Below are 25,829 nucleotides of genomic sequence, written 5' to 3'. Positions count from 1 at the left end.
GACTGATTCCTTTTGGCATCCCAGGCCTATTGGCCGGCCTTGCTTTGTTCTTTGGTGCAACCCCCTTAGGCTTGGCGCATCGGGCCCCGTTTCGCGGCTCGGCGAGAAGCCGCCGCCGAGGCGTGCTGAAAAGAACGATCTCAGTAATGCGAGTGGAATTGTCGAACCAGCGCCAACGTCGACGCACGGGATCCGTGGCGTGGTGGTGGGTGTTCGCCCTGGTGTTGACGGCGCTGCAGCCCTTCATCGCCATTCATTTCCGCGACGACGGATGGGAGGACGAGCCGGGCTTTCGCATCCGCGCCGTGAGCTCCACTGTGCAGTTCGAACCCGACGAGCGGCCCGGTCACGCCGCCATTGCGGAAACCACCGTGTTCGTGCCGCCGGGCGCGAGCATCGAGCAGCCCGACGTATTCCGCGATGGGCTGTCCGGCTTGATGCTTCTTGTCTTGGCGCTGCTGCCGCTGATCCTGCCGCTGCTGCGGGTCCCGTGGCTCACGGCCTCGCGCGTGCCGTCCGAGCGCCTCGACGCACGCAACCGGGCACCTCCGCCGGCCACCGCCTGGCTGAGGCTCCCGCCCGGTACCGCGCCGCCCCTTGCACGTTGACTCGCGGCCTCGCCATGCGATGCCGGTCCTGCTGCGCGCGCTCGCGCCGCGCGGCGATCCTGTTCAGTTTTCAAAGGCTCTATCGTGAATTCATCGTCAAACCCTGCGTGCGCTCGCAGCGCTTCAGGCATCCTGCTGCCCACCGTCCCCGAGCCATTCGGCGCCGGTGTCCACAGCAGCCGTGTCTTTCATCTCTGAAGGCGCCCGACATGTCCTGGAAAAACTCGACATCCCGCTACGGCGCAGCGGTCATCGGCCTGCATTGGCTGATGCTGCTGCTGCTGGCCGCCGTCTACGCCTGCATGGAACTGCGCGGCTTCGCGCCCAAGGGCAGTGAATTGAGAAGCGCCATGAAGTCCCTGCATTTCCTGCTGGGCCTGGGCGTGCTCGCGCTCGTGCTGCTTCGGCTCGCCGTGCGCTGGAGCGCGGGCGCCGCGCCCGGCATCCATCCCGCGGTGCCGGACTGGCAGGACAGGCTCGCAGGGCCCGTGCACTTCGCGCTCTACGTCTTCATGATCGCCACGCCCATCCTGGGCTGGATGACGCTGAGCGCTGAAGGCCAGCCGATCGCGCTGTTCGGCCTGCCTGTGCCGTCGCTCGTCGATGCCAACGAGGCCCTGGCCGACCAGCTGCAGGACGTGCACGAAGCCCTGGCCACCGCCGGCTATTTTCTGATCGGCCTGCATGCGGCGGCCGCGCTGGCCCACCACTACCTCTTTCGCGACGACACGCTCTCGCGCATGCTGCCCCGGCGCGGTTCGCGCCAAGGAGCCCATGGCAGGGACAGATGAAATCTTTCCACTATCGCGCCCATCCCGAGCGCCACCGCACCGAACACATCGGCTGGCTTCGGGCCGCAGTGCTCGGCGCCAACGACGGCATCATCTCCACGGCCAGCCTGGTCGTGGGCGTCGCGGCGGCCCATGCCGGCCACGCCAACATCCTGACGACGGCCGTGGCGGGCCTCGTGGCCGGCGCCATGTCGATGGCCGCGGGCGAATTCGTCTCGGTGTATTCCCAGGCCGACACCGAAACCGCGGACCTGGAGCGCGAACGCCGCGAACTCGCCTCGGAGCCCGAGGCCGAGCAGCGGGAACTGACCGCGATCTATGTGCGCCGCGGGCTCGACTACAAGCTCGCCAGCGAGGTCGCCACGCAGCTGATGGCGCACGACGCGCTGGGTGCGCATGCACGCGATGAACTGGGCGTCTCGGAAGCGCTGAGCGCGCGCCCGCTGCAGGCGGCGCTGGCTTCCGCAGGCAGCTTCGCTGCGGGTGCGGCCATGCCGCTTGCCGTGGTGGTGCTGGCACCGCCGGCATCGTTGCTGGCGTGGACCATCGGAACCGCCATCGCCTTCCTGGCGCTGCTCGGTGCCATTGCCGCGAAGATCGGGGGCACACCCGTCGCGCGAAGCGTCTGGCGCGTGGCCTTCTGGGGCACGCTGGCCATGGGAATCACGGCGGGGGCAGGTGCCGTGTTCGGCGCGCCGGCCTGAACGTCACGGCGTCCTGGCCCGGGCGTCGCCGGGCAGGCCTGGAGGCATCGGGCATGAAGTCCTTGCGGGCCGCTGCGGCGTTCATTGCCCACGTAGGCTCATGTCGCGGACGCTGCGTGGGCAGCCCGCACGCTTCACATGATAGTGGCGGCAGATTCGATTTGCCTTGAGAAGCCCGCGCAACGCGCCCCGTGGATGACCCCGCCTCACTCGCCGTCGACCCGATCGAACCCCCAAAGCACGGCCGTTACCCCCAATGCCGCCACCGGTCCCGCGAGCGGATGTACCAGTGCGGCGAGAACGGGGGCCACGAGAATCAGATGACGCAGCCCCCAGCCGTACAGCGCGCCGGCGCGGCGCGCATAGCCATTGCCCATCGGATTCCACCGTTGCCGTGCCGCGCATTCCACCGGCATGCCGCTGATGAAGCCCAGGTGCGTGTAGTAGCGCACAGCCATGGCGGAGCACACGAGCGACGCAAGCAGCAGGGCAAGGAGCAGGAGTTCGGACGCGAGCCGGGGTGTGAGATGCAGCCATCCGGCGCCGCCGAGACCTTCGCGCAGCGAAGGGGCGGTCAGCGTCGCGGTGCCGACCAGTCCCAGCGCGGCGGTCGACGCCGTCATCGTCGCGGACATCAGGGAATTGCGCAGTGTCTGGACCGAGAGAATCTCCGAACCCCGTTGCTGTGATACGGCATCGAACCACTCTTCCCGCAGCAAGGCATGCGCGCTGCGCGCCACGCGGTGCGGGTCCCGGTGCTGTGCCCATGCGCGCGCGCCTTCGTAGGCGGCGAGCACCGCGACGGTCGCCAGGATCGCCAGCCAGGCCACAGCCGAGCTCATCGCGCCGTGTCCGCCGCAGCGCCCGGCATGCCCGCAGCGGCGGATCTGCGCCGCTCGACCAGCTCGTACCCCGCCATGCCCGCGAGCATCGCGGCGACGAAGACCAGTGCCTTCACCTCCCCCATGCCCGCGGCCACCAGCCCCGGGCCCGGACAGAAGCCCGCCACGCCCCAGCCGATGCCGAACAGCACGCTGCCCAGGACCAGGCGGCGATCGATCGTGCGCGAAGCCGGCAGCCGCATCGCCGCGCCGAGGAAGGAGCGTGTGCGGCGCCTCGCCACCGCGAACGCGACGGCGCCGACGGCGATCGCGCCGCCCATCACGAAGGCGAGCGACGGATCCCAGCGCCCTCCCAGGTCGAGGAAGCCGAGCACCTTGGCCGGGTTGGCCATGCCGGAGACGATCAGGCCCAGGCCGAACGCCAGGCCGGCAAGGAACGAAGTGAAGACGGTCATGGCGGTTCTCCTCAAAGACCGAGCAGATGGCGCATCAGGAACACGGTCAGGAAGCCGGCACCCATGAAGACCGCAGTCGCCGCCAGCGAGCGCGGCGACAGCCGCGAGAGGCCGCACACGCCGTGGCCGCTCGTGCACCCCGATGCATAGCGCGTGCCCACGCCGACCAGCAGGCCGGCTGCAACGAGCGCAACGTAGCCGGCATCGATCTGCGGCCTGGGCCACTGCGCGAAAGCCGCATAGGCCATGGGCGCCGCGACCAGCCCGGCCACGAACGCCAGGCGCCAGGCCACGTCGCCCCGCACGGGCCGCAGCAACCCGCCGACGATGCCGCTGATGCCGGCGATGCGGCCATTGAGCAGCACGAACATCGCGGCGGCCGCGCCAACGAGCACGCCGCCCGCCAGGGCGGTCCAAGGGGTGAATGCAGGCCAGTCGATCGTCATCGTCATTCTTCCTTCGGGCAGTAGATCCGGTAGAGCAGGGCGAGGATCTCGAGCAGCGCGGGGTCCGCCACGGCGTAGAAGACGTTCTTGCCCTGGCGGCGCGTGGTGACCACGCCCTCGTTGCGCAGCACGCCCAGCTGCTGGGACAGCGTCGGCTGGCGGATGTCGAGCTGCGCTTCGAGTTCGCTCACGCACATCTCGCCCTGGGACAGCTGGCACAGCAGCAGCATGCGGTCCTCGTTGGCCAGGACCTTCAGCACGCCGACCGCGCGGGAAGCAGCGCCGCGCAGGATCTCAGGATCGAAGACGGGGTGGCGGAGTGATTTCATGGTTGACGACATTATACAAACATATATATTATTAATCCATAGATCATTGGTCGACCCCGCGAGCTCTCCATGAACAACACCCCAGCTTCCATCCAGGCCTTCTTCGATCCCCAGACCGGCACCGTCTCCTACCTCGTGTGGGACCCGGCCAGCCTGCGCGCCGCCGTGATCGACCCGGTGCTCGACTACGACTTCAAGTCGGGCCACACCGGCACCGCGTCCATGGACCGGGTGCTGGCCTGCGTGGCCGAGCACGGGCTGCAGGTCGACTGGATCCTGGAGACCCATGCCCATGCCGACCACCTTTCGGCAGCCAGCCATCTGCAGCAACGCGTGGGCGGGCGCATTGCCATCGGCGAGCACATCCGCACGGTGCAGGCCACCTTCAAGACGCTCTTCAACCTGGAGCGCGGCTTCCTGCCCGACGGCAGCCAGTTCGACCACCTGTTCAAGGACGGCGAGACCTTCCGCATCGGCGCCATCGAGGCCACGGCCCTGCTGGTGCCCGGCCACACGCCCGCCGACATGGCCTACCTGATCGGCGGCGCGGTATTCGTCGGCGACACGCTCTTCATGCCGGACCTCGGCAGCGCGCGGGCCGACTTCCCGGGCGGCGATGCGCGCCAGCTGTACGCATCGATGCGCCGGCTGCTGGACCTGCCGCCCGAGACGCCGGTGTATGTCTGCCACGACTACCCGCCGCCATCGCGGCCGGCGCAATGGCAGACCACCGTGGCCGAGCAGCGCGCCCGCAACATCCATGTGCGCGACGGCATCGGCGAGGACGAGTTCGTGGCCATGCGGCGCGCACGCGACGCCACGCTCGAAGTGCCGACGCTGATCCTGCCGTCGATCCAGGTCAACGTGCGAGCCGGCCGGCTGCCGCCGCCCGACGGCAACGGCGTGTCCTACCTGCGCATTCCGATAAACGCGCTGCCGGTTCGCCGCACCGCCGCCGACTGAGCCCTGGAGACTGCGGGCTTGACGGGCATCAAGTCCCGGCTGTGCGGCGCATGCCAAGCTCCGTTCGGAAAAGGAGCGCCATGTCGTCACCCAACCGCCTGCTGGCCCGCCGCGCCGGCATCGACACGTACCAGCAGGCCGTGGTCTACATGCGCAGCGACTGCGCCGTGTGCCGTGCCGAGGGCTTCCAGTCGCAGGCGCAGGTCGAGGTGATCGCCAAGGGGCGCCATCTGTTCGCGATCCTGCACCAGGTGAACAGCGACTGGCTGCGCGGCGACGAGATCGCGCTGTCGGAGGCGGCCTGGGCCCTGATGGGCGCCGCCGAGGGTGAAGAACTGGTGGTGCGTCACCCGCCGATCCTCGATTCGCTGGCGCACCTGCGCAGCAAGGTGCATGGCGGCAGGCTGGACTACGCCGCGCTGCGCGCGCTGATGGAGGACGTGAGCCGCGGACGCCTTCCCGACATCCACCTGGCGTCCTTCGTGACAGTCTGCGCCGGCCGCGGCCTCGACCTGGACGAGACCGTGGCGCTGACCCGCGCCATGGTCGACGTCGGAGAGCGCATCGACTGGGGCGTTTCGCCGGTGATGGACAAGCACTGCATCGGCGGCCTGCCGGGCAACCGGACCACGCTGCTGGTGGTGCCGATCATCGCGGCCTGCGGCCTGGTGATGCCCAAGACCTCGTCGCGCGCCATCACCTCGGCAGCTGGCACGGCCGACGTGATGGAAACGCTCGCGCCGGTCGACCTGGACCTGCCGGCGATGCGCCGCGTGGTCGAGCGCGAAGGCGGCTGCATCGCATGGGGAAACGCCATGCGCATCAGTCCCGCGGACGACATGCTGATCCGCGTGGAGCGGCCGCTCGGCATCGACAGCGAAGGCCTCATGGTGGCCTCCATCCTGTCCAAGAAAGCCGCCATGGGTTCGCAGCGCGTGCTGATCGACATTCCAGTCGGCCCTCTGGCCAAGGTACGCAGCGATGCGGCCGCCGGCCAGCTCTCGCACAGCCTCGTATCGGTGGGCGCTGCGCTGGGCCTGCAGGTGCAGGCGGTGTTCACCGATGGCAGCCAGCCGGTCGGCCGCGGCGTCGGCCCTGCGCTAGAGGCGATGGACGTGATGGCGGTGCTCGAACGTGCCGCCGATGCGCCGGCGGACCTGCGCGAACGCGCGCTCTTGCTGGCTGGCCTGCTGCTCGAACTGGCGGGCAAGGCGGCGCCGGGCACCGGCAATGCGCTGGCGCGCGCGGTGCTGGACGACGGGCGCGCGCTGGCCCGCTTCATTGCCATCTGCGAAGCGCAGGGCGGGCTGCGCGTGCCGCCCAAGGCGGCCCACACGCACTGCGTGACCGCGCCTGCGGCCGGGGCGGTGGCGGGCATCGACACCCGCCTGGTGGCGCGCATGGCCAAGCTCGCCGGTGCGCCGCGTGATCCGGCGGCGGGCGCCTCGATGCACGTGCGCGTGCAGGACCGTGTCGCTCGCGGCCAGCCGCTCTTCACCTTGCACGCCGGGAGTCTCGGCGAGCTCCAGTACGCCTTGAGCTTCGTGCGCTCGCAGCTGCCCGTCGTGCGCATCGGGGCCGTTTCCTGAGGCGTGCCTGGGTGCAAGAGGGCGAGGGTGGCAGCGGCCCCGGGCCGCGAACATTCGAGGAGCTTTCCAGGCCGCCCCGAGTGGCCCGCGGGCCGGCAAGGCCGGCTGGTCAGCGTGCAAGAACGTAGGTGCCCGGCGCGTCGCCGATCGGTGGGTAGCCGCGCCGCGGCGACCCCATGGCCGGCCGCCGGCGCCGGGGTCCCGAATGGCCGGCCAGCCACTGCTGGAAACAGGGCCACCAAGAACCCGTCGTTTCCTGTGAGCGCGCGAGGAACTCGTCCGGTGCGAGGTAGGGCGCGTTTTTCGTCCGCTTGAGCACCCGGTGGCTGCGATGCGTGTGGCCCGGTTCGCTCAGGATGCCGGCGTTGTGGCCGCCCTCCGTGAGTACGAAGGTGACTTCGGCATCGCACAGCAGATGGATCTTGTACACCGATCGCCAGGGCGCGACGTGGTCGGTGCGGGTGCCGAGCGCGAACACCGGCACGTCGATGTCGTTCAGCGAGACCGGCCGTCCGTCGACCAGGTAGTGCCCTTCGGCCAGCGCATTCTCGAGGAAGAGGCTGCGCAGGTAGTCGGAATGCATGCGGTAGGGCATGCGCGTGCCGTCCGCGTTCCACGCCATCAGGTCGGTCATCGGCACGCGTTCGCCCAGCTGGTAGTTGCGCACCATCGGCGCCCAGAGCAGCTCGCCGGGGCGCAGCGCCTGGAAAGCCGCCGCCATCTGCCGCGCGTCCAGGTAGCCCTGGCGCGACATGATGTCTTCCAGGAACGCCAGCTGGCTTTCGTCGATGAAGAGGCCCAGTTCGCCGGGCTCGGTGAAGTCGGTTTGCGCGGCCAGCAGGGTGAGCGTGGCCAGGCGGTCGTCCCGGTCCCGCGCCATGGCGGCCGCGGCGATGGCCATCAGGGTCCCGCCGAGGCAGTAGCCCACGGCATGGACGCGGCGTGCGGGCAGCACGGCCTCGACCGCGTCGAGGCTCGCCATGATGCCCAGGCGCAGGTACTCGGCCATGCCGAGCCGCGCATCCGCCGCCCCGGGGTTCTTCCAGGAAATGGCGAAGACCGTATGCCCCTGGGCCACGAGATGGCGGATCAGCGAGTTGTGCGGCGAGAGGTCGAGCACGTAGTACTTCATGATCCAGGCGCTGACGACCAGGACCGGCTCGGCATGCACCGTCGGCGTGGCCGGGGCGTACTGGATGAGCTCGATCAGCTCGTTACGCAGGATGACCTTTCCCGGCGTGAGCGCGACTTCGTGCCCGGGCCGGAACGATGCGGCCTCTGCAGGCGGCGGGCCCCATGCCGCGCGGCCCGCGTCCTCGAGCCAGTGCATGGCGCCATTCGCCAGGCTGGTGCCGCCGGTGGCCGCGGCCTTGCGCAGCACCTGCGGATTGGTGATCGCGCCATTGGCGGGCGAGAGCAGCTCCAGCCATTGCCTTGCCAGGAAGGCAACCAGCTGCTCGTGGTGGCGGTCCACGCCGGGCACGCCGTGAATGAAGGTGCGCAGGCGGTGGGCGGCAGCTTCGTGGGCCTGGCGGTAGAAGCTGAACGGCCAAGCGTCCCATTCGCCGCCCGACAGGCGCGGCTCGTGCGCCGGGTCGGGTGCCTGGACGACGGCCCCGTCGATACCGGCCCGCACTGCGCGCCCGGGCTGCGTCGCCAGGTGAATGGCCCAATCCGACCACGCCAGCATCTGTGCGGCGGGCGACAGGCCCCCGCCCAGGTGCCCCCCAGAGCGCGTGCAAGGTTCTGTCTAGTTCGTCGGGCGCTTCGTTCATGGTGGTGTTCTTCGGGAAGGTTCGCGCGTCCGCGTGAAGGCCGGGACACCGCGTCGCCGGTGCGTCCGGTCTGGCCGAATGTAGGGACCGCAGGCGGCGGTGGCCTTGCGCTGAATCAATCAAGACGCGCCGCGCCCGGAGCTCAGTGCGGCCGGCTCGCCCGCACCTCGGGCCAGGAAAGCTCCAGCCCCATCACTGCGCGTGCATACAGGTAGTTGTTGAGCATCCGCTCGCTGAGCGAGTCCATGTCGACATGGCCGATCGCGTCGCAGGGAAAGGCGAAGGCGCGCTGATTGGCGAACAGAGGTTGAAACCGCAGTTCGTAGCCGCAGGATGCATGAGGTGTGTCCATCTTGGTCTCCTTGAGCGCTTGCGTTGGCACCGGCCGTTGCAAGAGGAAGAAGAACGGCGCCATCTCAATCTAGACCTCGTGCGTGGCGGCATCATCAATGCTGCGCATCAGACGGAAACAAGGTGTCAATCGTCGGTATCGGCGCGACCTGGCCTGTGCCGGAAACTGCTGAACCAGGCGGCCAGCTGCGCGAGATCCAGCGCCGCGCTGCCCGAGCGCGGGCGCCCCCGACACGGCGGCGGGAGCGGCGTGTCTTCCTCGACCACGTTCGTGCGCAGCGCTTCCCATCCGTGGGGTGTGATCTCGAGCACGGTGGCCGGGGCCTGCCGCAGACAGCGGTCGCAGCCGATGTGCGGCGATGGAATCAGCACCCTGATCAGACCGGCGGCGTCCAGCAGGCGCAACCTGTCGATCATCGCGGCATCGGCCCTGGCGCAGGGCAGCGGCGCATCGGACAGCTCCTTCAGGAGATTCATGCACATGGACGCGTTCCCGAGCGCTCAGTCGAGCGTGATCCAGAAGACGAACATGTTCAGCGCAAGCCAGGCTCCCGCTGCGAGCAGTACCGCAGCCAGCGCGACCGCGAGCCACTGGAGCGGGGGCATGGCCGGTCTCGCCACGCGTTCAGCGCCTGGCGCGAGCGCAGGTGCTGAAGCCGAAGAGCGAATAGAGCGGGCAGGTGCCGATCACCCCGGTCAGCAGCGGCACCACGCCGATGTAGCCCCACCGGCCTACGATTTCCGTGGCCGCCAGCATGATGAGCAGCGTACCGCCGCCCACACGCGCCGTGCGCTCCAGGGGACCGATGTTTTTCGACAGGAAGGACATGCGTTTCTCCTTGTGGGCAGGAGAAGATCTTGTGCGGCGCAAGCCTGTCCGGTGTTGAGGCAGATCAAGGATTCGAGGTTCCAGACTGCATCGGACGCATCCGAGCCCTCAGGCGGGCAGCAGCGTGCGGACGCCCGCGGCAATGGCCGCGGCGAGCGGGATCCGGTTGGACGGGTGGCGGATGGTGTCGCAGCTGACGATCTCGCCCGCACCGGCCGCGCGCAGGTCCTCGAATGCGGTCTGCGCGAACACCGCATGCACCGCCACGCACACAGGGGCGGCGAGCCCCGCCTGGCGCAGATGGCCGACCGTCTCGATCATGGTGCGGGCGGTCGAGACGATGTCGTCCACCAGCACCGGCGTGCGCGAGCGCCAGCGCTCGACGTCCGGCAGCGGGACCTCGACATCGCGGTCGCCTCGGCGCGTCTTGCGCAGCACGACGAAGGGGGCAAGGGCATGCTGCGCCACGGCGCCGACCCATTGGGCGCTTTCCTCGTCGGGACCGATCAGCAGGGGGTCGCGCACATGCTCTCGAATCCACTGCGCCATGCTCTGCGCGGCATGGACGGCGTGCGCCGGAACGCTGCAGACCTGGGACAGGTCGGTGATCCGGTGCAGGTGGGGATCGACCGTCAGCAGCCAGTCGGCGCACTGCGAGATCCATGCGCCCACATGGTGGGCGCTGATCGTCTCGCCGGGCTGGAAGCGACGGTCCTGCCGCATGTAGGCCAGGTACGGCGCGACCAGGCCGACCGACCGCGCGCCGGCTTCCCGCAGCGCCGCCGCCAGCAGGAACAGCGGCACGAGCTTGTCGTCAGGCCGGTCGAGCGTGCAGACGATGATCGTCCCCCGGCCATCGACCGGCGACTCGATGCGCACGTAGGACTCGCCATCGGGAAAGCGCCGCACCGTGGCGACGCCGCGTTCCAGCCCGAGGCGGATCGCCAGCTCTTCGGCGAGCTGTTCGTTCCCGGGCATCGCGATCACGACGCCGGGCGCGGTCATTCGAAGGCCAGGGCTCCCGTCGGCAGATGCACGCGCAACGGCTTCTCCGCCTCGGGCTTCGATTGGGCTTCCGGCGCACGCACGAGCAGGACCGGCACGGGCGCGTAGCGCAGGATGTGTTCCGCACAGCTGCCCATGATCGCGCGCCCGACGCCTCGGCGGCCGTGCGTGCCGAGCACGATCAGGGCCGCAGGCCACGTGGCGGCTTCCTGGGCGACCAGTTCATGAACCGGTCCGGACCGCCTGTCGCACAGCACCGTCTCGACCCCGATGCCGGCCGTCTTTGCCGAGTCCCTGGCTTCCTCAAGGAGGCGATCGCCGTTCTCGCGCAGCACCTTCAGCAAATCCCCGGCGTAGCCATAGGCATCCACGGCAAGCGCGAACGAGAGGTCGTCGATCGCATGAAACACCCGTAGCCGTCCTTGCGTCAGCTTCGCGAGGCGGATGGCCTCGTCCAGTCCGCGCCGCGCCGTCGGGCTGCCGTCGATGGGAACAAGAATTCGCTGGTACATGGCGGACTCCTCGGATTGCGGGTTGAAAAGACCGTCAGTATCCGAAGGACGGCGCCCCTCGCCTTGAGGTGGCGCAAGGCAGGTCGACAGCGCCGCGGCGAACATCAGGCCCTCCCGCATTTCGAACGGAAGGAGACGCCATGAAGATTCTGCTTGCAGTGGACGGCAGCGACTACACGCGGAGAATGCTCGGCTACCTGGCCACCCACCAGGAGACGCTGGGCTCCGGTCACGACTACACCGTGCTCCATGCGGTTCTCCCGCTGCCGCACCGGGGTTGAGGCGCCGCAGTCTGGGCGGTGAGCGCGATGGCACTCGTGACGGCCTTCTTCGAAAGCGCGGAACCGTCGGTGGCGACCAGGATGCGTTTGAACATGAGAGGTCTCCGAGCGTGTCTGCCGCGAGCTTAGGCAAGCCGCGGCCGCGCACGTTGATTCACATCAAGAAGCGCTGAAGCGGCTGCATCGCAGCGGGATGGATCAGGCCCGTGCCTTGCGGCGGGGCGGATGCCCGCGCGTCCTCGAAGGCGCGGCGGCCGCCAGCCGGGCGTAGAAGAATCGCTTGGCCATCTCCGCGAGCGCCAGGTACGCCACCAGCATGCCGGCCAGCCAGGCGAAGAAGATCGCGGGCGGCGGCTCGAAGTGGAAGAACCTGGCAAGCGGCGAAAAAGGCAGCAGCAGCGCGGCCCCCACGACGAAAAGCGATGCCAGCGAAAGCGCCGCGCCGGGCCGGCTGGCCCAGGGCTTGCCTCGCGTGCGGATCACGAAGATCACCAGCACCTGCGTGGCCAGCGACTCGACGAACCAGGCGGTACGGAACAGCGGCGCCTGTGCGTGCAGCACATGGATCAGCAGCCAGAAGGTCAGTGCATCGAAGGCCGAGCTGATCGCACCGAACAGCCACATGTAGCGCCGGATGAACTTCATGTCGAGGGTGCGGGGCCGGTGCAGGTCGGCGGCGTCCACGCGGTCGAGCGGAATGGCCGCCTGCGACAGGTCGTAGAGCACGTTGTTGAGCAGGATCTGCGCCGGCAGCATCGGCAGGAAGGGCAGCAGCAGCGAGGCGCCCGCCATGCTCAGCATGTTCCCGAAGTTGGAGCTCGTGCCCATCATGATGTACTTCATGACATTGCCGAAGGTGCGCCGCCCTTCGAGCACGCCCTCGTGCAGCACCGCAAGGTCGTGGTCGAGCATGACGATGTCGGCCACCTCCCGCGCCACGTCGACCGCGCTGTCCACGGTCAGACCCACGTCGGCCGAGCGCAGCGCAGGGGCGTCGTTGATGCCGTCGCCCAGGTAGCCGACCACATGGCCGCGCGCCCTGAGCGCCAGGATGATCCGGTTCTTCTGCGCCGGGTTGACGCGGCAGAACAGGGTGGTGCGGCCCACGCGGGCGCGCAGCGCGGTTTCGTCCATGGCCGAGATTTCCTGCCCGGTCAGCACGCCCGCCACGGGAATGCGCAGCAGGGTGCACAGGTGCTGGGTCACCAGCTCGCTGTCGCCGCTCACGATCTTCACGTGGACGCCGCTCTTGGCCAGCGCGGCCATGGCTTCGCCCGCGCCGGCCTTGGGCGGATCGATGAAGGCCGCGAAGCCGGCGAACACCAGCGCGCTCTCGTCGCGCACGTCGGCATGCGGATGGTCCGCGGGCACGTCGCGCCAGGCCACGCCCAGCACGCGCAGGCCCTGGCGTTCGAGCGCATGGCAGCGCTCGCGCAGCTGTACCAGGGCGGCCGCGTCCAGCGGCGCCAGCGACCGGCCTTCGTCGCGCTCGAAGCGGCTGCACAGGGCCAGCACGTCGTCTGGCGCGCCCTTCGCCACCAGCCAGCGCGCATCGCCCCGGTCGAGCAGCACCGAGACACGCCGGCGCTCGAAGTCGAAGGGCACCTCGTCGATCTTCTTCCAGGCCGCGGTGTCCATCGGGTGCGCCAGCACCGCCTCGTCGAGCGGGCTTTTCAGGCCGCTTTCGAAAGTGCTGTTGAGGTGGGCCAGCATCAGCACCCGTGCGCTGTCGCGGCCGTCCGCATCGGCGCATCGGGCGAGGCTGATACGCGCTTCGGTCAGGGTGCCGGTCTTGTCGGTGCACAGCACATCCATCGCGCCGAGGTTCTGGATCGAGGCCAGGCGCTTGACGATGACGCGGCGCGAGGCAAGGCGCATGGCGCCGCGCGAGAGCGTGACCGACACCACCATCGGCAGCAGCTCGGGCGTGAGCCCGACGGCGAGCGCCACCGCGAACAGAAAGGCGTCGAGCAGCGGCCGATGCAGGATCACGTTGACCAGCAGCACGAACAGCACCAGCAGCAGGGTCATCCGCATGATCATCATGCCGAAGCGGTGCATGCCGATCTCGAATGCGGTGGGCGGCGGCTCGGCCTGGAGGCTGCTCGCCACCTCGCCGAGCGCGGTGTGCGAGCCGGTGGCCATGACGCCGACGCGCGCGCTGCCGCTGATCACCGTGCTGCCCATGAACACCGCGTTGAGCGCGTCCTGCAGCTCGGCGGCGCGGCCCCCGGGTGCGCCCGGGTGCTTCTCCACGGGGTAGGACTCGCCGGTCAGCAGGCTCTGGTTGACGAAGAAGTCGCGCGCCTCCAGCACCAGGCCGTCCGCCGGCACCCGATCGCCCGCCGACAGCAGCATCAGGTCGCCCGGCATCACCTCGGTCACCGGAATCTCCCGCACGGCGCCGTCGCGCAGCACGCGCGCGCGCAGCGCCACCGAAGCGCGCAGCTTCTCGGCGGCGCTGCTGGCGCGGTGCTCCTGCACGAAGTCGAGCGTCACGCTCAGCAGCACCAGCAGCACGATGATCCCGGCGTTGGCGATGTCGCCGGTGGCCGCCGAGATCGTGCTGGCGGCCAGCAGCACGAGCACCAGCGGATTGCGCAGGCGGGCGAGGAACTGCAGTGCCAGCGAGCGCTTCGCCTGCGGCTCGAAGCTGTTCGGGCCCCAGCGCGCTCGCGCCTCGTCGGCCTGCAGCTGCGACAGGCCCCAGGTGGCGCCCGCGCCCGCGCCGCGCCACCATGGCTCGGGAACGGAGGCGTCGGGGCTGGCGTGCGAAGGGAGGGTCACTGCAACCGGATGTCGTCGCAACGCCGGGCTGGCGACGCGGAACATTCTTCCATCGAAGCTGGACAAGGCCCAAGACTAGGCATGCCTGCGCGCAACGGCCTTGCGCCCGATCAAGCATCGGGCGCCGCGGTGCGCAAGCTCGCGGGCGGTTGATCCAGCGCAAGGCCGCGCGGGCGGGGCGGCCTAAGGTCGGCCCATCGCATTGCGCAAGCTCCAGGAGCCTTCATGCAGACCCCGAAATCCATCCTGCTTCACCTCGACAGCTCGGCGCGCACGGCGGAGCGCATCAAGGTGGCCGGCGAACTGGCCGAGGCCTTCGAGGCCGAAGTCACCGGCCAGCCGTGCACCCTGTCCGCGCTCGTTCGCTATCCGTTCGCCATGGAGGCCGCGGGGGAAGCCGTCGCGATCATGCAGGAGATCGACAAGGGGGCGCGCGACAGGATGTACGCCGCCTTCATGGCGAACAGCGCGGGCTTGCGGCGCCTGCGCTGGGCCGAGCCGCAGAGCGACGGCCCCCTGGGATTCGCCCGGCGCGCGCTCTATGCCGACCTGATGATCCTGGGCCAGCGCGACAGGAACGGCCCGATGCAGGGCGAACTCCCCGGCGACTTCCTGCCCAGCCTGCTGGTGCAGAGCGGCCGGCCGGCGCTGGTGCTGCCGTATGCGGGGCCGATCGGCCCCATCGGGCGCACCGTGCTGGTGGCGTGGAAGGAAACGTGCGAGGCCGCGCGCGCGGTGAGCGCGGCGCTGCCGTGGCTGCGCACGGCGTCGCGCGTGCATGCCGTGGCCTACGGCGAGGACGCGCAGGCCTCCTTGCAGGAGCTGCAGAACTATCTGCGGGTGCAGGGGGTCCGGAACCTCGAGCTGCACCCCGGCGGCGGCGACGACGAGAGTGCCGGCAGCAGGCTGCTTTCCTTCTCGGCCGACCTGAGCGCGGACCTGCTGGTCATGGGCTGCTACGGCCACGGCCGGGCGCGCGAATGGGTGCTCGGCGGCGCCACGCAGTCGATCCTGCAGTCGATGACGCTGCCCGTGCTGATGTCGCACTGAGCGGGACCCATCGCCATGAGCACCGAATTCACCTTTCCCTTGGCGCTTTGCAAGGCGCAGTGGAGCATCTGGCTGCACACGCTCGAAATGCTGGAGACGGCGGGGGCACAGTGCCTGGCGCTCGGATCCCACGCGCTGCGCGACAGCGCGGCCGAGACCCGTGCCCAGACCGACGCGATCGCCCGGGCCGGGGGCTGGCAGTTCCGGGCCACGCTGCCGATGAATGCGTGTTGGTGCTCCGCGGCGCCACACGCCTCGGCGGCTTGTGCATTCGACCGGCCGGCGATCGGTCCGACGACGGCCGCGGCGCCGCACGTGGTCGCCGCGTCGGCGTCCCGGCGCGCCGTGGTGGCCGACGCACTGCGCACGCTGAACGCCGCGCTCGCGGCCACGCCCTCCCGAAAGAAGCCATGACGCTCTCGACCATCGCCGTGCACCTCGACCACACCGAGCGGTGCGAGGCCCGCACCTTGCTCGCGGTCCGGCTGGCAAGGCAGCACGGCAGCCATCTGCTCGGCCTCGTGCCCACGGGTGTGCCATCCGAGGCGGCGTTCGCACAAACGGGGGACGCCGTCTCCCTGGTGGCTGCGGCCGCGCTGTACCAGCGCCGGCGGGCCGAGGCCGTGGCGCACGTGTTTCGCTGCCGGCTGCGCGAGACGGGCCCGCTGCCCTGCGAAATCCGGCTGGCGGATGGCGACCCGGTGGAGGCCGTGCTGGCCCATGGCCACGCGAGCGACCTGGTCGTCGTCGGACAGGCAGACCGGCAGGCGGCGGTGGACGCCCGGGCCCGGCAGCTGCCCGAAGAGATCATGCTGCATGCGGGGCGGGCCGTTCTCATCGTGCCGCGTGCGGGGCGTTTCGAAGGTGCTTTGAGCCGGATCCTGGTGGCCTGGGATGGCGGCAGGGAGGCGGCGCTCTCGGTGTCGGGCGCGCTGCCGCTGTTGCGCGCGGCGAACACCGTCACCGTGGTGTCGATGCGGGAAGACGGCGGCGCCGACTCGGCCGGCACACCTTCTGCCGGCGAATTGGACGGCTGGCTCCTGCGGCACGGCATCCGGGCCGCTTTCGATTGCAGTGCGGTGGCCGGGAGAACCGGCGATGCCCTGCTGGCCCACGCTTCGGCGCGGAAGGCCGACCTGATCGTGATGGGGGGCTTTGGGCACGCCCGGTCGCGAGAGCGGCTCCTGGGCGGCGTCACGCACGACGTTCTTGCGCGCACTCCCATCCCCGTCCTCATGGCCCATTGAAGCGAAGCCGGCCCGCCAGATGCGGCCGAGCAGCGTGGCCTGCTTCCTGTCGGTGCCCGCGGTGCGCGGCGCATGCTTCATGGCCTCGACCGTCCGGGCGGACGCGTCCGCCGCAGCCGTGGCCGCGCTGCGCGTGGCGATGGACAGCGGCCGGCAGACCTTCGTGCTCGACATACCGCCAGGGTTCCAGGCCGACGTGCTGGCCGGCCGCGCGCCGGCGGCGCAGCTGAACGTGGACGCCACGCCCATGAGCCAAGCCTTCACCGGCAGCGCCTACATCCAGCAGATGGTGGCGGCGGAAGTCGCCGAGTTCGCGCAGCGCTTTCGCGGCGATCCCGTGCTGCCGGCGGAGCTTGCGATGCGCATGCGCTTCAATCCGAACCTCGAGGCGGCGTGGTTCGGCTCGCTTTCCGAGCTCATCAACAACGTGACCATGCTCTCGATCATCCTGACCGGCGCCGCCCTGATCCGGGAGCGCGAGCACGGGACCATCGAGCACCTGCTGGTCATGCCCGTCACACCGGCCGAGATCGTGCTGGCGAAGATCTGGTCGATGGGGCTGGTCGTGATGGTGGCGGTTGGCGTCGCGCTGGCGGTGGTGGTGCGCGGCGCGCTGCGGGTGCCCGTGGAGGGCTCGATCGCGCTGTTCATGGCGGCCACCGCCTTGCATCTGTTCGCGACGACTTCGATGGGCATCTTCATGGCCACCGTGGCCAGGTCGATGCCGCAGTTCGGAATGCTGCTGGTGCTCGTGCTGGTGCCGCTGCAGATGCTCTCCGGAGGCAGCACGCCGCGCGAGAGCATGCCCTCGTTTGTCCAGGAGGTGAGGCTCGCGGCGCCGACGACGCACTTCGTGTCGGCCGGCCAGGCCATACTTTTCCGCGGTGCAGGCATCGGTGTCGTGTGGCCGCAGTTCGCCATGCTCGCGGCCTTCGGCTGCGTGATGTTCGCAGCCGCATTGGCGCGATTTCGCAAGACCATCAGCCTGATGGCCTGAAGAATCCCCGCCGCGCTGGCTTGATCGGCATCAAGCCGCCCGAGCGGTGCGCGCCCGAAGATTCGTGCACCGCCCACATCCCGCGCCGGGGCGCGCGCATCACCGAGCAGGCTGCCTCATGAACTTCAGAACCATCCTCGTTCACCTGGACCGCTCCGGCCGCAGCGCGGCGCGTGCCGCACTGGCGGCCCAGTGGGCCAAGGCCCATGAAAGCCACCTGGTCGGACTGGTTCCCACGGGCTTGCATGGCGGCGTGGTCCCGGCCGGGACCGTCGCCGTGGGCATGACCGACTACATCGCCGATGCGGCCAGCCGCCTGCGGCTGCGGGCCGAGGCCGTCGCTCGGGAATTCAGGGAGGGCATCCACGAGTCGGGCCCGCTGTCGTACGAGGTTTGCCTGGCTGACGGAGGGGCGGTCGATGCCCTGGTCCGGCACGGCCGCGCGAGCGATCTCCTGGTGCTCGGACAGGACGGCGACGGCTCGGATGCGGCGGACGCCACGGCACGCGGCCTGGTGCCGCAGGTGCTGGTGGAAGCCGGGCGCCCGCTGCTGATCGTGCCGTGCGCCGGGAACTTCAACGCATCCGCGAAGAATGTCGCGGTCGCCTGGGACGGTTCGCGGGAATCCGCGATCGCCATCCATGCGGGCCTGCCGGCGCTGCGGCGCGCAGCGCGCGTGACGCTGATCTCCTGCAGCCATCCGGGCGGTGCGGACGACGAGCGGCGGCTCCTCGTTCCAGAAATGCTCCAGTTCCTTCTCAGGCATGGCGTGCGCGCGAGTGCGCAGCGCGAGGTAACCGAGATCGACATTGCCGATGCGCTGCTGTCGCGCACCGCGGAGCTGGGCGCCGACCTGCTCGTGATGGGGGGATATGGCCATTCGCGCTTGCGCGAGCGGGTGCTGGGCGGCGTCACGCGGCGGATCCTCGCGCGGATGGCCGTGCCGGTCCTGATGGTGCACTGAGCCGGCCGCGGGCGCGCGCCGGCACGGCAGGCCCGCTCCCACGCAACCCAAAAAAGATCCCCGTGCGCGACAACCCGCCCCCGGGCCTGGCCGACGCCGAGGCCGCACGGCGCTTGCGCCGCGACGGCCCGAATGTCCTGCCCTCCGTTTCCCGCAAGGGCCTGACCCGCATCGCCTGGGGCGCGCTGACGCAGCCGATGTTCATGCTGCTGCTGGCCGCCGCAGCGCTCTATGCCCTGCTCGGCGACTTGAGCGAGGCCGGCATGCTCGCGGTGTCCGTGCTGCTGGTGGGCGGACTGTCGATCTACCAGGAGCAGCGTACCGAGCGGGTCCTGGAAGCGCTCAAGGACCTGTCCAGTCCGCGCTGCACCGTCGTGCGGCAGGGGCGTCCCGTCCGGATCGCGAGCCGCGAACTGGTGCGCGGCGACTGCCTGCTGGTGAACGAAGGCGACCGCCTGTCCGCCGACGCGCGGCTGGTCGAGGCCGTCGGGCTGCAGGTCGACGAATCCTTGCTCACTGGCGAGTCGATGCCGCTGGCCAAGCGTGCCGGTGGCCCGGGCGGCAGCGAGGGCCGGGCGGACGTGCTCCTCGCGGGCAGCCTGGTGGTGCGCGGCGACGGCGTGGCCGAGGTGACGGGCACGGGCGCCCACACCGCGCTGGGCGCCATCCACCGGTCCATCGCGCAGCTCGCGCCGCGCGCCAGCCGGCTGCAGGACGAACTGCAGCAACTGGTGCGGCGGGTGGCTTGGCTCGCGGCCTTCACCTGCCTGGCCGCGGCCACCGTGTTCGCGCTGCGGGAGGGCTCGTGGACCCAGGGCCTGCTGGTCGGGCTGACGCTGGCGATGTCGCTGATCCCCGAGGAGTTCGCCGTCGTCTGGAGCGTGATGCTGGCGCTCGGCGGCTGGCGTCTTGCCAAGTCGAACGTGCTCACCCGCCAGCCCCAGGCCATCGAGGCGCTCGGCACCATCACCGTGCTGTGCGTGGACAAGACCGGCACGCTGACGCGAAACCGCATGGCGCTGGCGGCCCTGCACGACGGTGCCGGCGAATGCGAGTTGCACGAAGCGGGCGAGGCGGCGGCGCAGCGCTTCCATCGCCTGCTGCAGGCCGCGGTCCGCGCCAGCAACGCGGAGGGCGTCGAACCGATGGACCGGGCGGTGCGCGCGGCCGCCGAGGCTGCGGGCCTGCGCCCCGATCCGGCCTGGGCGCCCGGCGTGCGCCGGGGGATCCGCGAGGGCTCGCCCTACGTGGTGCATTGCTGGCACGCGCCCGGCGTGCCCGGCGAGGCCGTGGCGGTCAAGGGCGCGGCGGAGGCCGTGCTCGGTCTTTGCGGCGCCGATCCGGCGCTGGCGCAACGGTTGCGCGAGGCGGCCGACCGCTGGAGCGCCGCCGGCCTGCGTGTGCTCGCGGTGGCCGAGGGCCGCGCTGCCGCGCCCGGCGACGACGCCGCGCTGCCCGAGGGCCTTCGGCTCACGCCGCTGGGCCTGCTCGGCTTCATGGATCCCTTGCGCGACGAAGTGCCCGCTGCCGTGCAGGCGTGCCGGCACGCGGGCGTGCGCGTGGTGATGATCACCGGCGATGCCGCCCTCACGGCGCGTTCGATCGCGCGGCAGGCCGGGCTCGTCGATGGCGCCGCGGCGCATGTGATGACCGGTGCGGCGCTCGCCGCCATGGACGACGAAGCGCTGCGGGATTGCGTGCGCGAGGTGCAGGTGTTCGCGCGGGTCGACCCGGCGCAGAAGCTGCGCATCGTGCAGGCCCTGCAGCAGTGCGGCGAGGTCGTCGCGATGACGGGCGACGGCGTCAACGACGCGCCCGCGCTCAAGGCGGCCGACATCGGCGTCGCGATGGGCCAGCGCGGCACGGACGTGGCGCGCGAGGCCGCCTCGCTGGTGCTGACGGACGACAACTTCACCTCGCTGGTCGACGCTGTGCGCGCCGGCCGGCGCATCTTCACCAACCTGCGCAAGGCCCTGGGCTATCTCTTCGCGGTGCACGTGCCCATCGTCGGCGTGGCGCTGATCCCGGTCGTGCTGGGCGGGCCGGTGCTGCTGCTGCCGCTGCACGTGGTGCTGCTCGAGCTGCTGATCGACCCGGCCTGTTCCCTGGTCTTCGAGGCCGAGCCCGCGCCGGACGACAGCATGGACGTGCCGCCGCGCCGCAAGGAGGACACGCTGTTCTCGCTGGGCTCGGCCGGCCACGCGCTGGCGCTCGGCGGGCTTGCGTTTGCCGGCGTGGCGCTGGTGCAATGGGTGTGCCGCGAGCGCGGCGCTTCGCCGGAGGTGCTGCGCCTGGCGAGCCTGGGCTCGATCGTGCTCGGCAACCTGTTGCTGCTGGTGTGGTTCCGGGGGGCAGGCTTCGGGCGCACGCACGCCAACGCGGTGTTCCATGCGCTGCTGGTGGGCGTCTGCGTGGTCTGGGTCCTGCTGACCGGTGTGCCGGGCGTCGGCGCACGGTTCGGCCTGGCGACCCTGCCGCCGCACTGGGCCCTGTGGGCCGCGCTGCCGGCCAGTTGGGCGGCGTGGCGCCTTTTCGTTGATTCTCATCGCCATTGAATCGGAAACAGGACAGATGGACACGACACTGGTGCAGGCGCTGCGCGAATCACTGCAGCGGGAAACCGGCGCGCGCGTCGAGCTGGTCGAGACGCACATCTCGTGGGTGCTGCTGACGGCAACGCACGCCTACAAGCTCAAGAAGCCCGTGCGCTTTCCCTTCGTCGACTTCGCAAGCATCGCGGCGCGCAAGCATTTCTGCGAGGAAGAACTGCGCCTCAACCGGCGCTTCGCGCCCTCGCTGTACCTGGACGTGGTGCCGGTGTGCGGCGCGCGCGAGGCGCCGCGGCTCGGCGGCGACGGCGTGCCGATCGACCACGTGGTCCGCATGCGGCGCTTTCCGGAGTCGTCGCTCTTGCGCAACCTGCTGATGGCAGGCCGGTTGGAGCCGGCCTGGCTCGACGGCTTCGCGTGGCGGGTGGCGGCGCTGCAGGGTGCGGCCGAGCGCGTGGTGCCGCCGTCCGCATTCGGCGCGCCGGACGCCATCGTTCGTGCGGCCGTCGATGTCGTGAGCCAGCTGCTCGTGCAACGCAGCGACAGCTGTCTCGCGACCCTGTCCGCATGGATCCGCGAACGCGCGCAGGCGCTGCACATGGCCTGGATCGCGCGCCAGCAGAGTGGCGCGGTGCGCGAATGCCACGGCGACCTGCACATGGCCAATGTCGTCCTGGTGGACGGCGAACTCACCGCCTTCGATTGCATCGAGTTCGACCCCATGATGCGCCGGATCGACGTGATGAGCGACATCGCATTCCTCACCATGGACCTGAAGGCCCACGGCCGCGCCGACCTCGCGTTCCGCTTCCTGGATGCGTGGCTGCAGCACAGCGGCGACCATGCGGGCCTGCAGGTGCTCGGCTTCTACGAGGTGTACCGGGCGCTGGTGCGGGCCATGGCCGCGGGCCTGGGGCCGCAGGCCGCATCGAAGCCCGACTACCTGGCCTGCGCCGCGCAATTGGCGCACGGCCCGCGGGGGCGCGCTCGCCTGCTGATCACGCACGGGTTCTCGGGCTCCGGCAAATCGAGCATCGCCTCGCTGCTGCTGTGCGCTGCGGGCGCGGTGCGCATCCGTTCCGACGTGGAGCGCAAGCGCCTGTTCGGCCTCGATCCGCTCGCCCGCTCCGCCGAGCGGGGCCTGGCCATCTACGGCGCGGAGGCCACGCGGCGGACCTTCGAGCGCTTGCGGGCCTGCGCGCGCGACGCGTTGCTGGCAGGGTATCCGGTGATCGTGGATGCGGCCTTCCTGCGCAGCGCCGAGCGGCGCAGCTTCCAGGTGCTGGCGGCCGAGCTCGGCCTGCCTTTCGCGATCCTGGACTGCCGTGCCGCCGAAGCGGTGCTGCGCCGCCGCGTGGCCGAACGCGGAGCCGCGGGCACGGACGCGTCGGAGGCCAGCCTGGAGGTGCTGGCGCGCCAGCTCGCAGTGCACGAGCCCCTGGAAGCCGACGAGCGCACGCTGGCTATCGAGGTCTTCACCGAGGACGCAGTGGACATCGCGGCGCTCGAGGCGCGCTGGCGCGCGAAGACTTGATCTCCGCTGGCCGAAGCGCAAGGCTCCTGCGTGCAGGGGGCGCTCAGCCGGGCTTGCCGTCCGCCCGGGCCCGCGTCAGCACCGGCCAATAGCGCACCGCGTAGAGGCCGAAGCCCAGGCTCCAGAATGCGGCGGAACAAAGCACCGCGGCGACCGTGTGCGCCGGTGTGGCCAGCGGCACGAGAATCCGCACTAGCGCAGCGAGCAGCACCAGCACGAAGCAGGCCGTGTCGACCTGGTCGGCGCGCAGCACCCGGCCGGTGTGGCCGCGCGCCGTGCGCACCATCATGCCGATGATGAGTCCGCCCGCGGCGCCCACGGTCAGCGCATGGGTGGCGAGCGATGCCGGCACCGCGCCGTGCAGCGCGAGCGCCCGCAGCGCGAGGTGCACCGGAATCCATGCGTAGGCCACGTGCAGCACCAGCACCAGCGTGTTGGCCGGCGCCTTCCAGGGCCGCCAGAGCAGCCAGCGCACCAGATGCGCGAGCGCCGCCGCCAAGGCGAGCGCCGCTCCGGCGACCGGTGGCAGGCCCGTGGCATCAGCCAGCAGCAGCGCGAGCACCAGCCCCAGCGCGGCCTTCTCGACCAGGGCGTTTCGCGTGGCGCCCGCGCCCGAGATGCCGTTGTTGGTGAACATCGGCACCACCCGGCCCGCCATCACGGCCATGATGAACAGCAGCACGTCCAGCGCCACCTGGATGCCCAGCCACGCCGGCACCTCGATCACGCCGAGCGCCGACAGGTGAAAGGCGAATGCGGCGCCCGAGAGCAGCAGCAGCAAGCCGACGAAGAAGTAGTTGCGCCGGTTGCGCGCGGCCACCAGCGGGCGCGCCAGCGCCAGCGCGCAGGCGAGCGGAAACGCCGCGTTGGCCACGGCGGCTGTCCACGCAAAAGGCGTGAGCACGAGCACGCGGCCCGCCACCCAGAGCAGTGCCAGCGCCGCCAGCGGCAGCCCCGTGGGCGTGGGCTGCCCCGACCAGTTGCGCCCCGCGGTGAAAAGGAATCCGACGATCACCGCCAGCGCGAAGCCGAACAGCATCTCGTGCGCATGCCACATCGGCCCCTGCAGGTAGGCGCCGGGCAGCCAGCCCGCGAACTGCATCGCCCACAGCGCGATGGACAGCGCCGCGAAGCCGCTGGCCAGCAGGTAGAAGGGCCGGAAGCCGAGCTGCCACAGCGCAAAGGCCGGCGCCCGGGTGGAAGGGGGCTGTGCAGGTTCGAGCGGAATGAAGGATGCCACGGTCAGGCCTTTCGGGCGCCCTCGGCGCCATGTTGGATGCGCCACGCGATGGCCGCGCCGGCCACGGTGACGGCAAAGAAAACGATCGCGGCCGCATTGAGCGAAGCGCCGGCGGCGCGCAGCGGATCGCTGAAGCTCCCCAGCACCAGCCGCACGACAAGCGACAGGTGCAGCGCGGCCAGCGGCAGGTAGAAGAAGGCGCCGAAGCGCAGCTTGATGCGTGCGATGGCCGGCAGCACGACCGGCGCATGCCCCATCACCATGCTGACGACGAAGCCCAGGCCCAGCGCGTGCAGCGCGATGTCGCGCGTGGGCCCTCCGAGCGCGGCCGCGGCCCAGGCCGCGCCGGCGACGCCGAGCCAGGCATAGCCGCCCAGCAGGCAGACCGCCATGTAGCGGCTGATGCCGTGCATGGCCACCGTGCGCCGCGCGATGTCGAACACCGCAAGCCACACGGCCAGCAGCGCGAGCGCCGTGCCGTAGGCGAGTCCGCCGGCGCGCGGGGCCGTGCCCGACCATGCGGCGCCGGCCAGCAGCAGCACCAGCACCGCCTGCAGCGTCAGGCTGGCCGCGGGACGCCGGCGCATGAGCCGCGTCATCTCGAGCCGTTCGGCCGCGATCGTCATGACCAGGAAGGCGAACCACCACGGGAACACGGCGCCGCCGTCGCGGCCGAGTGCGAACAACAGGTTGCCGGCCACCCACGCCGCCGCGCCGGCCGCGAGCAGCAGCGTGTGCGCCGCGCGCTGGCGCCGCACCACCACCGCGCTGGCCGCCAGGAAGAACACCGCTGCCGCCACTTCGAGCCACGCGCCGGCGGCCTGCTGCCCGAAGGCCAGGCACAGCGCGCCGGTGCCCGATGCCAGCGGCGCCGCGAATGCCCAGCGATGCTTGACGGCCACGGCGCGCTCGATGCCGACCACGGTGCCCAGGAAGCCGCAGATCATCAGTGCGGCATGCACCAGCAGCACCTGGCCGGTCCAGGCGAAGGAATGCGGGTCCGGCACCGCGACGCCGAGCCGCCAGAGCCCGCCCGCAATGCCACCCGCCAGCGACGCGCCCGCCAGCGCGCCGAACAGCGCACGCGCAAGAACCCGGCCGTGCACCGGCGATGTCCTTGCTGGCCGTCCCGTGCGGGCGGCGGGGCTTGCAGCGCCTACCATCCCATGAACCGCCTGGCGCCGGCACTCATGCGCTCCGGGCCCCAGGGCGGCTCCCACACCAGCTCGACGCGGATCTGGAGCTCGGGTGGCACCACCTTGTCGAGCTCGGCTTCCGCCTCGTCCATGATGAGATCGATCACCGGGCAGGCCGCGGAGGTCATCGTGAGCCGCACATGCGCCACGGTGGCATCCACCGTGACGCCGTAGACCAGGCCCACGTCGACGATGTTCATCGAGATTTCCGGATCGACCACGCGCGCGAGCGCTGCTGCGAGCGGCTCGCGCAGCGGCTCGGGCCCGTCGTACGGGAAGGCGGCCGTGTCCGCCGGCGAACTCACGCTGCCTCCCGTTCGGCGTGCGCCGCGCCGATGCGGCCTGCCAGGAACACCGTGGCCAGCGCCTCGCGGTTGCGCACGAGGTCGGCCAGCGTGTAGCGCTGCAGCACCGCATGGAACGCCGCCACCGCTTCGCCCAGGATGCCCTGCAGGCGGCACAGGCCCGTGATGCGGCAGGCGCCGCCGCCTTCTCCAAAGCACTCCACGAGGGCGCCGCCCTCGGTGCGCTGTACCACGTCGCCGATGTTGATCGCCTCGGGCGGCTTTGCGAGCGCCAGGCCGCCGCCCTTGCCGCGGACGTTGGCCAGCCATCCCTCCTTGCCCAGGAAGTGCACCACCTTCGTCAGGTGATGCTCGGACACCGCAAAGGAGGCGGCGATCTCGCTGATGGTGGCGCGGCGCCCGGGCTGCGCGGCCAGGTAGATCAGCACGCGCAGGCTGTAGTCGGTGAAGGCGGTGAGCTTCATGGCTTCGATCGCGCCG

The 25,829-nt window shown here is 70.6% G+C and carries 27 protein-coding genes and 2 pseudogenes; 13 read left to right on the top strand and 16 right to left on the bottom strand.

Annotated features, from left to right (window positions below):
- Positions 1–146: 146 nt before the first annotated feature.
- The 3 genes from AC1DSC_RS11365 (at position 147) to AC1DSC_RS11355 (ending at position 2,103) form a co-directional block, all read left to right on the top strand.
- The gene (locus AC1DSC_RS11365; protein ID WP_049809369.1) at positions 147–608 is read left to right on the top strand and encodes a hypothetical protein; all 462 of its coding nucleotides are present in this window, start codon (positions 147–149) and stop codon (positions 606–608) included.
- 209 nt (positions 609–817) lie between these two features.
- A complete protein-coding gene (locus AC1DSC_RS11360) occupies positions 818–1,399 on the top strand; it encodes a cytochrome b (RefSeq protein ID WP_018905999.1) in 582 nt (193 codons plus the stop codon).
- Positions 1,396–2,103, top strand: a complete 708-nt coding sequence (locus tag AC1DSC_RS11355) for a VIT1/CCC1 transporter family protein (protein ID WP_018906000.1) — start codon at positions 1,396–1,398, stop codon at positions 2,101–2,103. Before AC1DSC_RS11360 ends, AC1DSC_RS11355 begins: the two co-directional genes overlap by 4 nt.
- A gap of 206 nt (positions 2,104–2,309) precedes the next feature.
- On the opposite strand, the gene AC1DSC_RS11350 is transcribed toward AC1DSC_RS11355, so the two are convergent.
- From AC1DSC_RS11350 to AC1DSC_RS11335, 4 genes are read right to left on the bottom strand one after another with little or no spacing between them, the layout of a single operon-like run.
- The gene (locus tag AC1DSC_RS11350) at positions 2,310–2,945 is read right to left on the bottom strand and encodes a DUF599 domain-containing protein (protein WP_026284167.1); all 636 of its coding nucleotides are present in this window, start codon (positions 2,943–2,945) and stop codon (positions 2,310–2,312) included.
- Complete coding sequence (locus tag AC1DSC_RS11345) at positions 2,942–3,400, bottom strand: DUF6691 family protein (protein ID WP_018906002.1); 459 nt, start codon at positions 3,398–3,400, stop codon at positions 2,942–2,944. Before AC1DSC_RS11345 ends, AC1DSC_RS11350 begins: the two co-directional genes overlap by 4 nt.
- 11 nt (positions 3,401–3,411) lie before the next feature.
- Positions 3,412–3,846 carry a YeeE/YedE family protein gene (locus AC1DSC_RS11340; RefSeq protein WP_020610600.1) on the bottom strand — a complete coding sequence of 145 codons (435 nt, stop codon included), beginning with the start codon at positions 3,844–3,846 and terminating at the stop codon, positions 3,412–3,414.
- Positions 3,847–3,848: 2 nt separating this feature from the next.
- On the bottom strand, positions 3,849–4,175 hold the full coding sequence (locus tag AC1DSC_RS11335; RefSeq protein WP_018906004.1) for an ArsR/SmtB family transcription factor: 327 nt from the start codon (positions 4,173–4,175) through the stop codon (positions 3,849–3,851).
- 69 nt (positions 4,176–4,244) lie between these two features.
- Between AC1DSC_RS11335 and AC1DSC_RS11330 the strand changes: the two genes are divergently transcribed.
- Both AC1DSC_RS11330 and AC1DSC_RS11325 read left to right on the top strand, forming a co-directional pair.
- Positions 4,245–5,138: an MBL fold metallo-hydrolase gene (locus AC1DSC_RS11330; protein WP_018906005.1), complete on the top strand. Its 894-nt coding sequence runs from the start codon at positions 4,245–4,247 to the stop codon at positions 5,136–5,138.
- Between the two features lie 80 nt (positions 5,139–5,218).
- Positions 5,219–6,727 (top strand): thymidine phosphorylase family protein, encoded by a 1,509-nt coding sequence (locus tag AC1DSC_RS11325; protein ID WP_018906006.1) that lies wholly within the window; start codon positions 5,219–5,221, stop codon positions 6,725–6,727.
- 109 nt (positions 6,728–6,836) lie between these two features.
- Here AC1DSC_RS11325 and AC1DSC_RS11320 read toward each other — a convergent pair whose 3' ends face one another.
- The 6 genes from AC1DSC_RS11320 to AC1DSC_RS11295 form a co-directional block, all read right to left on the bottom strand.
- Positions 6,837–8,417, bottom strand: a complete 1,581-nt coding sequence (locus AC1DSC_RS11320) for a PHA/PHB synthase family protein (RefSeq protein ID WP_018906007.1) — start codon at positions 8,415–8,417, stop codon at positions 6,837–6,839.
- Positions 8,418–8,644: 227 nt separating this feature from the next.
- Complete coding sequence (locus tag AC1DSC_RS11315) at positions 8,645–8,917, bottom strand: hypothetical protein (RefSeq protein ID WP_018906008.1); 273 nt, start codon at positions 8,915–8,917, stop codon at positions 8,645–8,647.
- Between the two features lie 62 nt (positions 8,918–8,979).
- Entirely contained in the window at positions 8,980–9,330 is a 351-nt protein-coding gene (locus AC1DSC_RS11310; protein WP_018906009.1) for a hypothetical protein, read from the bottom strand.
- A 148-nt stretch (positions 9,331–9,478) separates the two neighbouring features.
- On the bottom strand, positions 9,479–9,682 hold the full coding sequence (locus AC1DSC_RS11305; protein WP_018906011.1) for a YgaP family membrane protein: 204 nt from the start codon (positions 9,680–9,682) through the stop codon (positions 9,479–9,481).
- A 108-nt stretch (positions 9,683–9,790) separates the two neighbouring features.
- Positions 9,791–10,687 (bottom strand): ribose-phosphate pyrophosphokinase, encoded by an 897-nt coding sequence (locus AC1DSC_RS11300; protein WP_018906012.1) that lies wholly within the window; start codon positions 10,685–10,687, stop codon positions 9,791–9,793.
- Entirely contained in the window at positions 10,684–11,199 is a 516-nt protein-coding gene (locus tag AC1DSC_RS11295) for a universal stress protein (RefSeq protein ID WP_018906013.1), read from the bottom strand. The genes AC1DSC_RS11300 and AC1DSC_RS11295 overlap by 4 nt, the downstream gene beginning before the upstream one ends.
- A gap of 140 nt (positions 11,200–11,339) precedes the next feature.
- On the opposite strand from AC1DSC_RS11295, the pseudogene AC1DSC_RS11290 reads away from it, so the two are divergent.
- Positions 11,340–11,474 (top strand): annotated as a pseudogene (locus AC1DSC_RS11290) (universal stress protein); the annotation flags it as partial.
- An 8-nt stretch (positions 11,475–11,482) separates the two neighbouring features.
- Here the strand turns inward: AC1DSC_RS11290 and AC1DSC_RS11285 are convergent.
- Positions 11,483–11,575, bottom strand: a pseudogene (locus AC1DSC_RS11285) (universal stress protein); the annotation flags it as partial.
- Between the two features lie 103 nt (positions 11,576–11,678).
- Positions 11,679–14,267: a magnesium-translocating P-type ATPase gene (gene mgtA, locus AC1DSC_RS11280; protein WP_018906015.1), complete on the bottom strand. Its 2,589-nt coding sequence runs from the start codon at positions 14,265–14,267 to the stop codon at positions 11,679–11,681.
- A 225-nt stretch (positions 14,268–14,492) separates the two neighbouring features.
- Here mgtA and AC1DSC_RS11275 point away from each other — a divergent pair, with 225 nt between their 5' ends.
- From AC1DSC_RS11275 to AC1DSC_RS11245, 7 genes are all read left to right on the top strand, one after another.
- On the top strand, positions 14,493–15,317 hold the full coding sequence (locus AC1DSC_RS11275) for a universal stress protein (RefSeq protein ID WP_018906016.1): 825 nt from the start codon (positions 14,493–14,495) through the stop codon (positions 15,315–15,317).
- 15 nt (positions 15,318–15,332) lie between these two features.
- On the top strand, positions 15,333–15,731 hold the full coding sequence (locus AC1DSC_RS11270) for a hypothetical protein (RefSeq protein WP_018906017.1): 399 nt from the start codon (positions 15,333–15,335) through the stop codon (positions 15,729–15,731).
- Positions 15,728–16,564, top strand: a complete 837-nt coding sequence (locus tag AC1DSC_RS11265; protein WP_018906018.1) for a universal stress protein — start codon at positions 15,728–15,730, stop codon at positions 16,562–16,564. The genes AC1DSC_RS11270 and AC1DSC_RS11265 overlap by 4 nt, the downstream gene beginning before the upstream one ends.
- Before the next feature lie 79 nt (positions 16,565–16,643).
- Positions 16,644–17,561 (top strand): ABC transporter permease, encoded by a 918-nt coding sequence (locus AC1DSC_RS11260; RefSeq protein ID WP_230537901.1) that lies wholly within the window; start codon positions 16,644–16,646, stop codon positions 17,559–17,561.
- Positions 17,562–17,679: 118 nt separating this feature from the next.
- Positions 17,680–18,525: a universal stress protein gene (locus tag AC1DSC_RS11255; protein ID WP_018906021.1), complete on the top strand. Its 846-nt coding sequence runs from the start codon at positions 17,680–17,682 to the stop codon at positions 18,523–18,525.
- Between the two features lie 62 nt (positions 18,526–18,587).
- On the top strand, positions 18,588–21,080 hold the full coding sequence (locus tag AC1DSC_RS11250; protein WP_018906022.1) for a cation-translocating P-type ATPase: 2,493 nt from the start codon (positions 18,588–18,590) through the stop codon (positions 21,078–21,080).
- Between the two features lie 16 nt (positions 21,081–21,096).
- Entirely contained in the window at positions 21,097–22,608 is a 1,512-nt protein-coding gene (locus tag AC1DSC_RS11245; RefSeq protein ID WP_018906023.1) for a bifunctional aminoglycoside phosphotransferase/ATP-binding protein, read from the top strand.
- A 43-nt stretch (positions 22,609–22,651) separates the two neighbouring features.
- Here AC1DSC_RS11245 and AC1DSC_RS11240 read toward each other — a convergent pair whose 3' ends face one another.
- Genes AC1DSC_RS11240 through AC1DSC_RS11225 form a run of 4 tightly spaced genes read right to left on the bottom strand, consistent with a single transcriptional unit; the run spans position 22,652 to position 25,813 of the window.
- Positions 22,652–23,848, bottom strand: coding sequence for an NnrS family protein (locus AC1DSC_RS11240; RefSeq protein WP_018906024.1), 1,197 nt, complete (start codon positions 23,846–23,848; stop codon positions 22,652–22,654).
- A 2-nt stretch (positions 23,849–23,850) separates the two neighbouring features.
- Positions 23,851–24,954, bottom strand: a complete 1,104-nt coding sequence (locus tag AC1DSC_RS11235; RefSeq protein ID WP_369664972.1) for a hypothetical protein — start codon at positions 24,952–24,954, stop codon at positions 23,851–23,853.
- Positions 24,955–25,004: 50 nt separating this feature from the next.
- On the bottom strand, positions 25,005–25,349 hold the full coding sequence (locus AC1DSC_RS11230) for a metal-sulfur cluster assembly factor (protein WP_018906026.1): 345 nt from the start codon (positions 25,347–25,349) through the stop codon (positions 25,005–25,007).
- Positions 25,346–25,813, bottom strand: a complete 468-nt coding sequence (locus AC1DSC_RS11225; protein ID WP_018906027.1) for an Rrf2 family transcriptional regulator — start codon at positions 25,811–25,813, stop codon at positions 25,346–25,348. Before AC1DSC_RS11225 ends, AC1DSC_RS11230 begins: the two co-directional genes overlap by 4 nt.
- Between the last annotated feature and the right edge of the window lie 16 nt (positions 25,814–25,829).

Source organism: Variovorax sp. 01N425, assembly GCF_056399465.1.
This window is presented reverse-complemented; position numbering and strand designations above follow the sequence as displayed.

What these genes read in the sequence shown, in the direction of transcription:
- AC1DSC_RS11365 (WP_049809369.1), top strand. Translation starts at nt 147, where the DNA reads ATGCGAGTGGAATTGTCGAACCAGCGCCAACGTCGACGCACGGGATCC.
- AC1DSC_RS11360 (WP_018905999.1), top strand. Translation starts at nt 818, where the DNA reads ATGTCCTGGAAAAACTCGACATCCCGCTACGGCGCAGCGGTCATCGGC.
- AC1DSC_RS11355 (WP_018906000.1), top strand. Translation starts at nt 1,396, where the DNA reads ATGAAATCTTTCCACTATCGCGCCCATCCCGAGCGCCACCGCACCGAA.
- AC1DSC_RS11350 (WP_026284167.1), bottom strand. Translation starts at nt 2,945, where the DNA reads ATGAGCTCGGCTGTGGCCTGGCTGGCGATCCTGGCGACCGTCGCGGTG.
- AC1DSC_RS11345 (WP_018906002.1), bottom strand. Translation starts at nt 3,400, where the DNA reads ATGACCGTCTTCACTTCGTTCCTTGCCGGCCTGGCGTTCGGCCTGGGC.
- AC1DSC_RS11340 (WP_020610600.1), bottom strand. Translation starts at nt 3,846, where the DNA reads ATGACGATCGACTGGCCTGCATTCACCCCTTGGACCGCCCTGGCGGGC.
- AC1DSC_RS11335 (WP_018906004.1), bottom strand. Translation starts at nt 4,175, where the DNA reads ATGAAATCACTCCGCCACCCCGTCTTCGATCCTGAGATCCTGCGCGGC.
- AC1DSC_RS11330 (WP_018906005.1), top strand. Translation starts at nt 4,245, where the DNA reads ATGAACAACACCCCAGCTTCCATCCAGGCCTTCTTCGATCCCCAGACC.
- AC1DSC_RS11325 (WP_018906006.1), top strand. Translation starts at nt 5,219, where the DNA reads ATGTCGTCACCCAACCGCCTGCTGGCCCGCCGCGCCGGCATCGACACG.
- AC1DSC_RS11320 (WP_018906007.1), bottom strand. Translation starts at nt 8,417, where the DNA reads ATGCTGGCGTGGTCGGATTGGGCCATTCACCTGGCGACGCAGCCCGGG.
- AC1DSC_RS11315 (WP_018906008.1), bottom strand. Translation starts at nt 8,917, where the DNA reads ATGGCGCCGTTCTTCTTCCTCTTGCAACGGCCGGTGCCAACGCAAGCG.
- AC1DSC_RS11310 (WP_018906009.1), bottom strand. Translation starts at nt 9,330, where the DNA reads ATGAATCTCCTGAAGGAGCTGTCCGATGCGCCGCTGCCCTGCGCCAGG.
- AC1DSC_RS11305 (WP_018906011.1), bottom strand. Translation starts at nt 9,682, where the DNA reads ATGTCCTTCCTGTCGAAAAACATCGGTCCCCTGGAGCGCACGGCGCGT.
- AC1DSC_RS11300 (WP_018906012.1), bottom strand. Translation starts at nt 10,687, where the DNA reads ATGACCGCGCCCGGCGTCGTGATCGCGATGCCCGGGAACGAACAGCTC.
- AC1DSC_RS11295 (WP_018906013.1), bottom strand. Translation starts at nt 11,199, where the DNA reads ATGTACCAGCGAATTCTTGTTCCCATCGACGGCAGCCCGACGGCGCGG.
- AC1DSC_RS11275 (WP_018906016.1), top strand. Translation starts at nt 14,493, where the DNA reads ATGCAGACCCCGAAATCCATCCTGCTTCACCTCGACAGCTCGGCGCGC.
- AC1DSC_RS11270 (WP_018906017.1), top strand. Translation starts at nt 15,333, where the DNA reads ATGAGCACCGAATTCACCTTTCCCTTGGCGCTTTGCAAGGCGCAGTGG.
- AC1DSC_RS11265 (WP_018906018.1), top strand. Translation starts at nt 15,728, where the DNA reads ATGACGCTCTCGACCATCGCCGTGCACCTCGACCACACCGAGCGGTGC.
- AC1DSC_RS11260 (WP_230537901.1), top strand. Translation starts at nt 16,644, where the DNA reads ATGGCCTCGACCGTCCGGGCGGACGCGTCCGCCGCAGCCGTGGCCGCG.
- AC1DSC_RS11255 (WP_018906021.1), top strand. Translation starts at nt 17,680, where the DNA reads ATGAACTTCAGAACCATCCTCGTTCACCTGGACCGCTCCGGCCGCAGC.
- AC1DSC_RS11245 (WP_018906023.1), top strand. Translation starts at nt 21,097, where the DNA reads ATGGACACGACACTGGTGCAGGCGCTGCGCGAATCACTGCAGCGGGAA.
- AC1DSC_RS11225 (WP_018906027.1), bottom strand. Translation starts at nt 25,813, where the DNA reads ATGAAGCTCACCGCCTTCACCGACTACAGCCTGCGCGTGCTGATCTAC.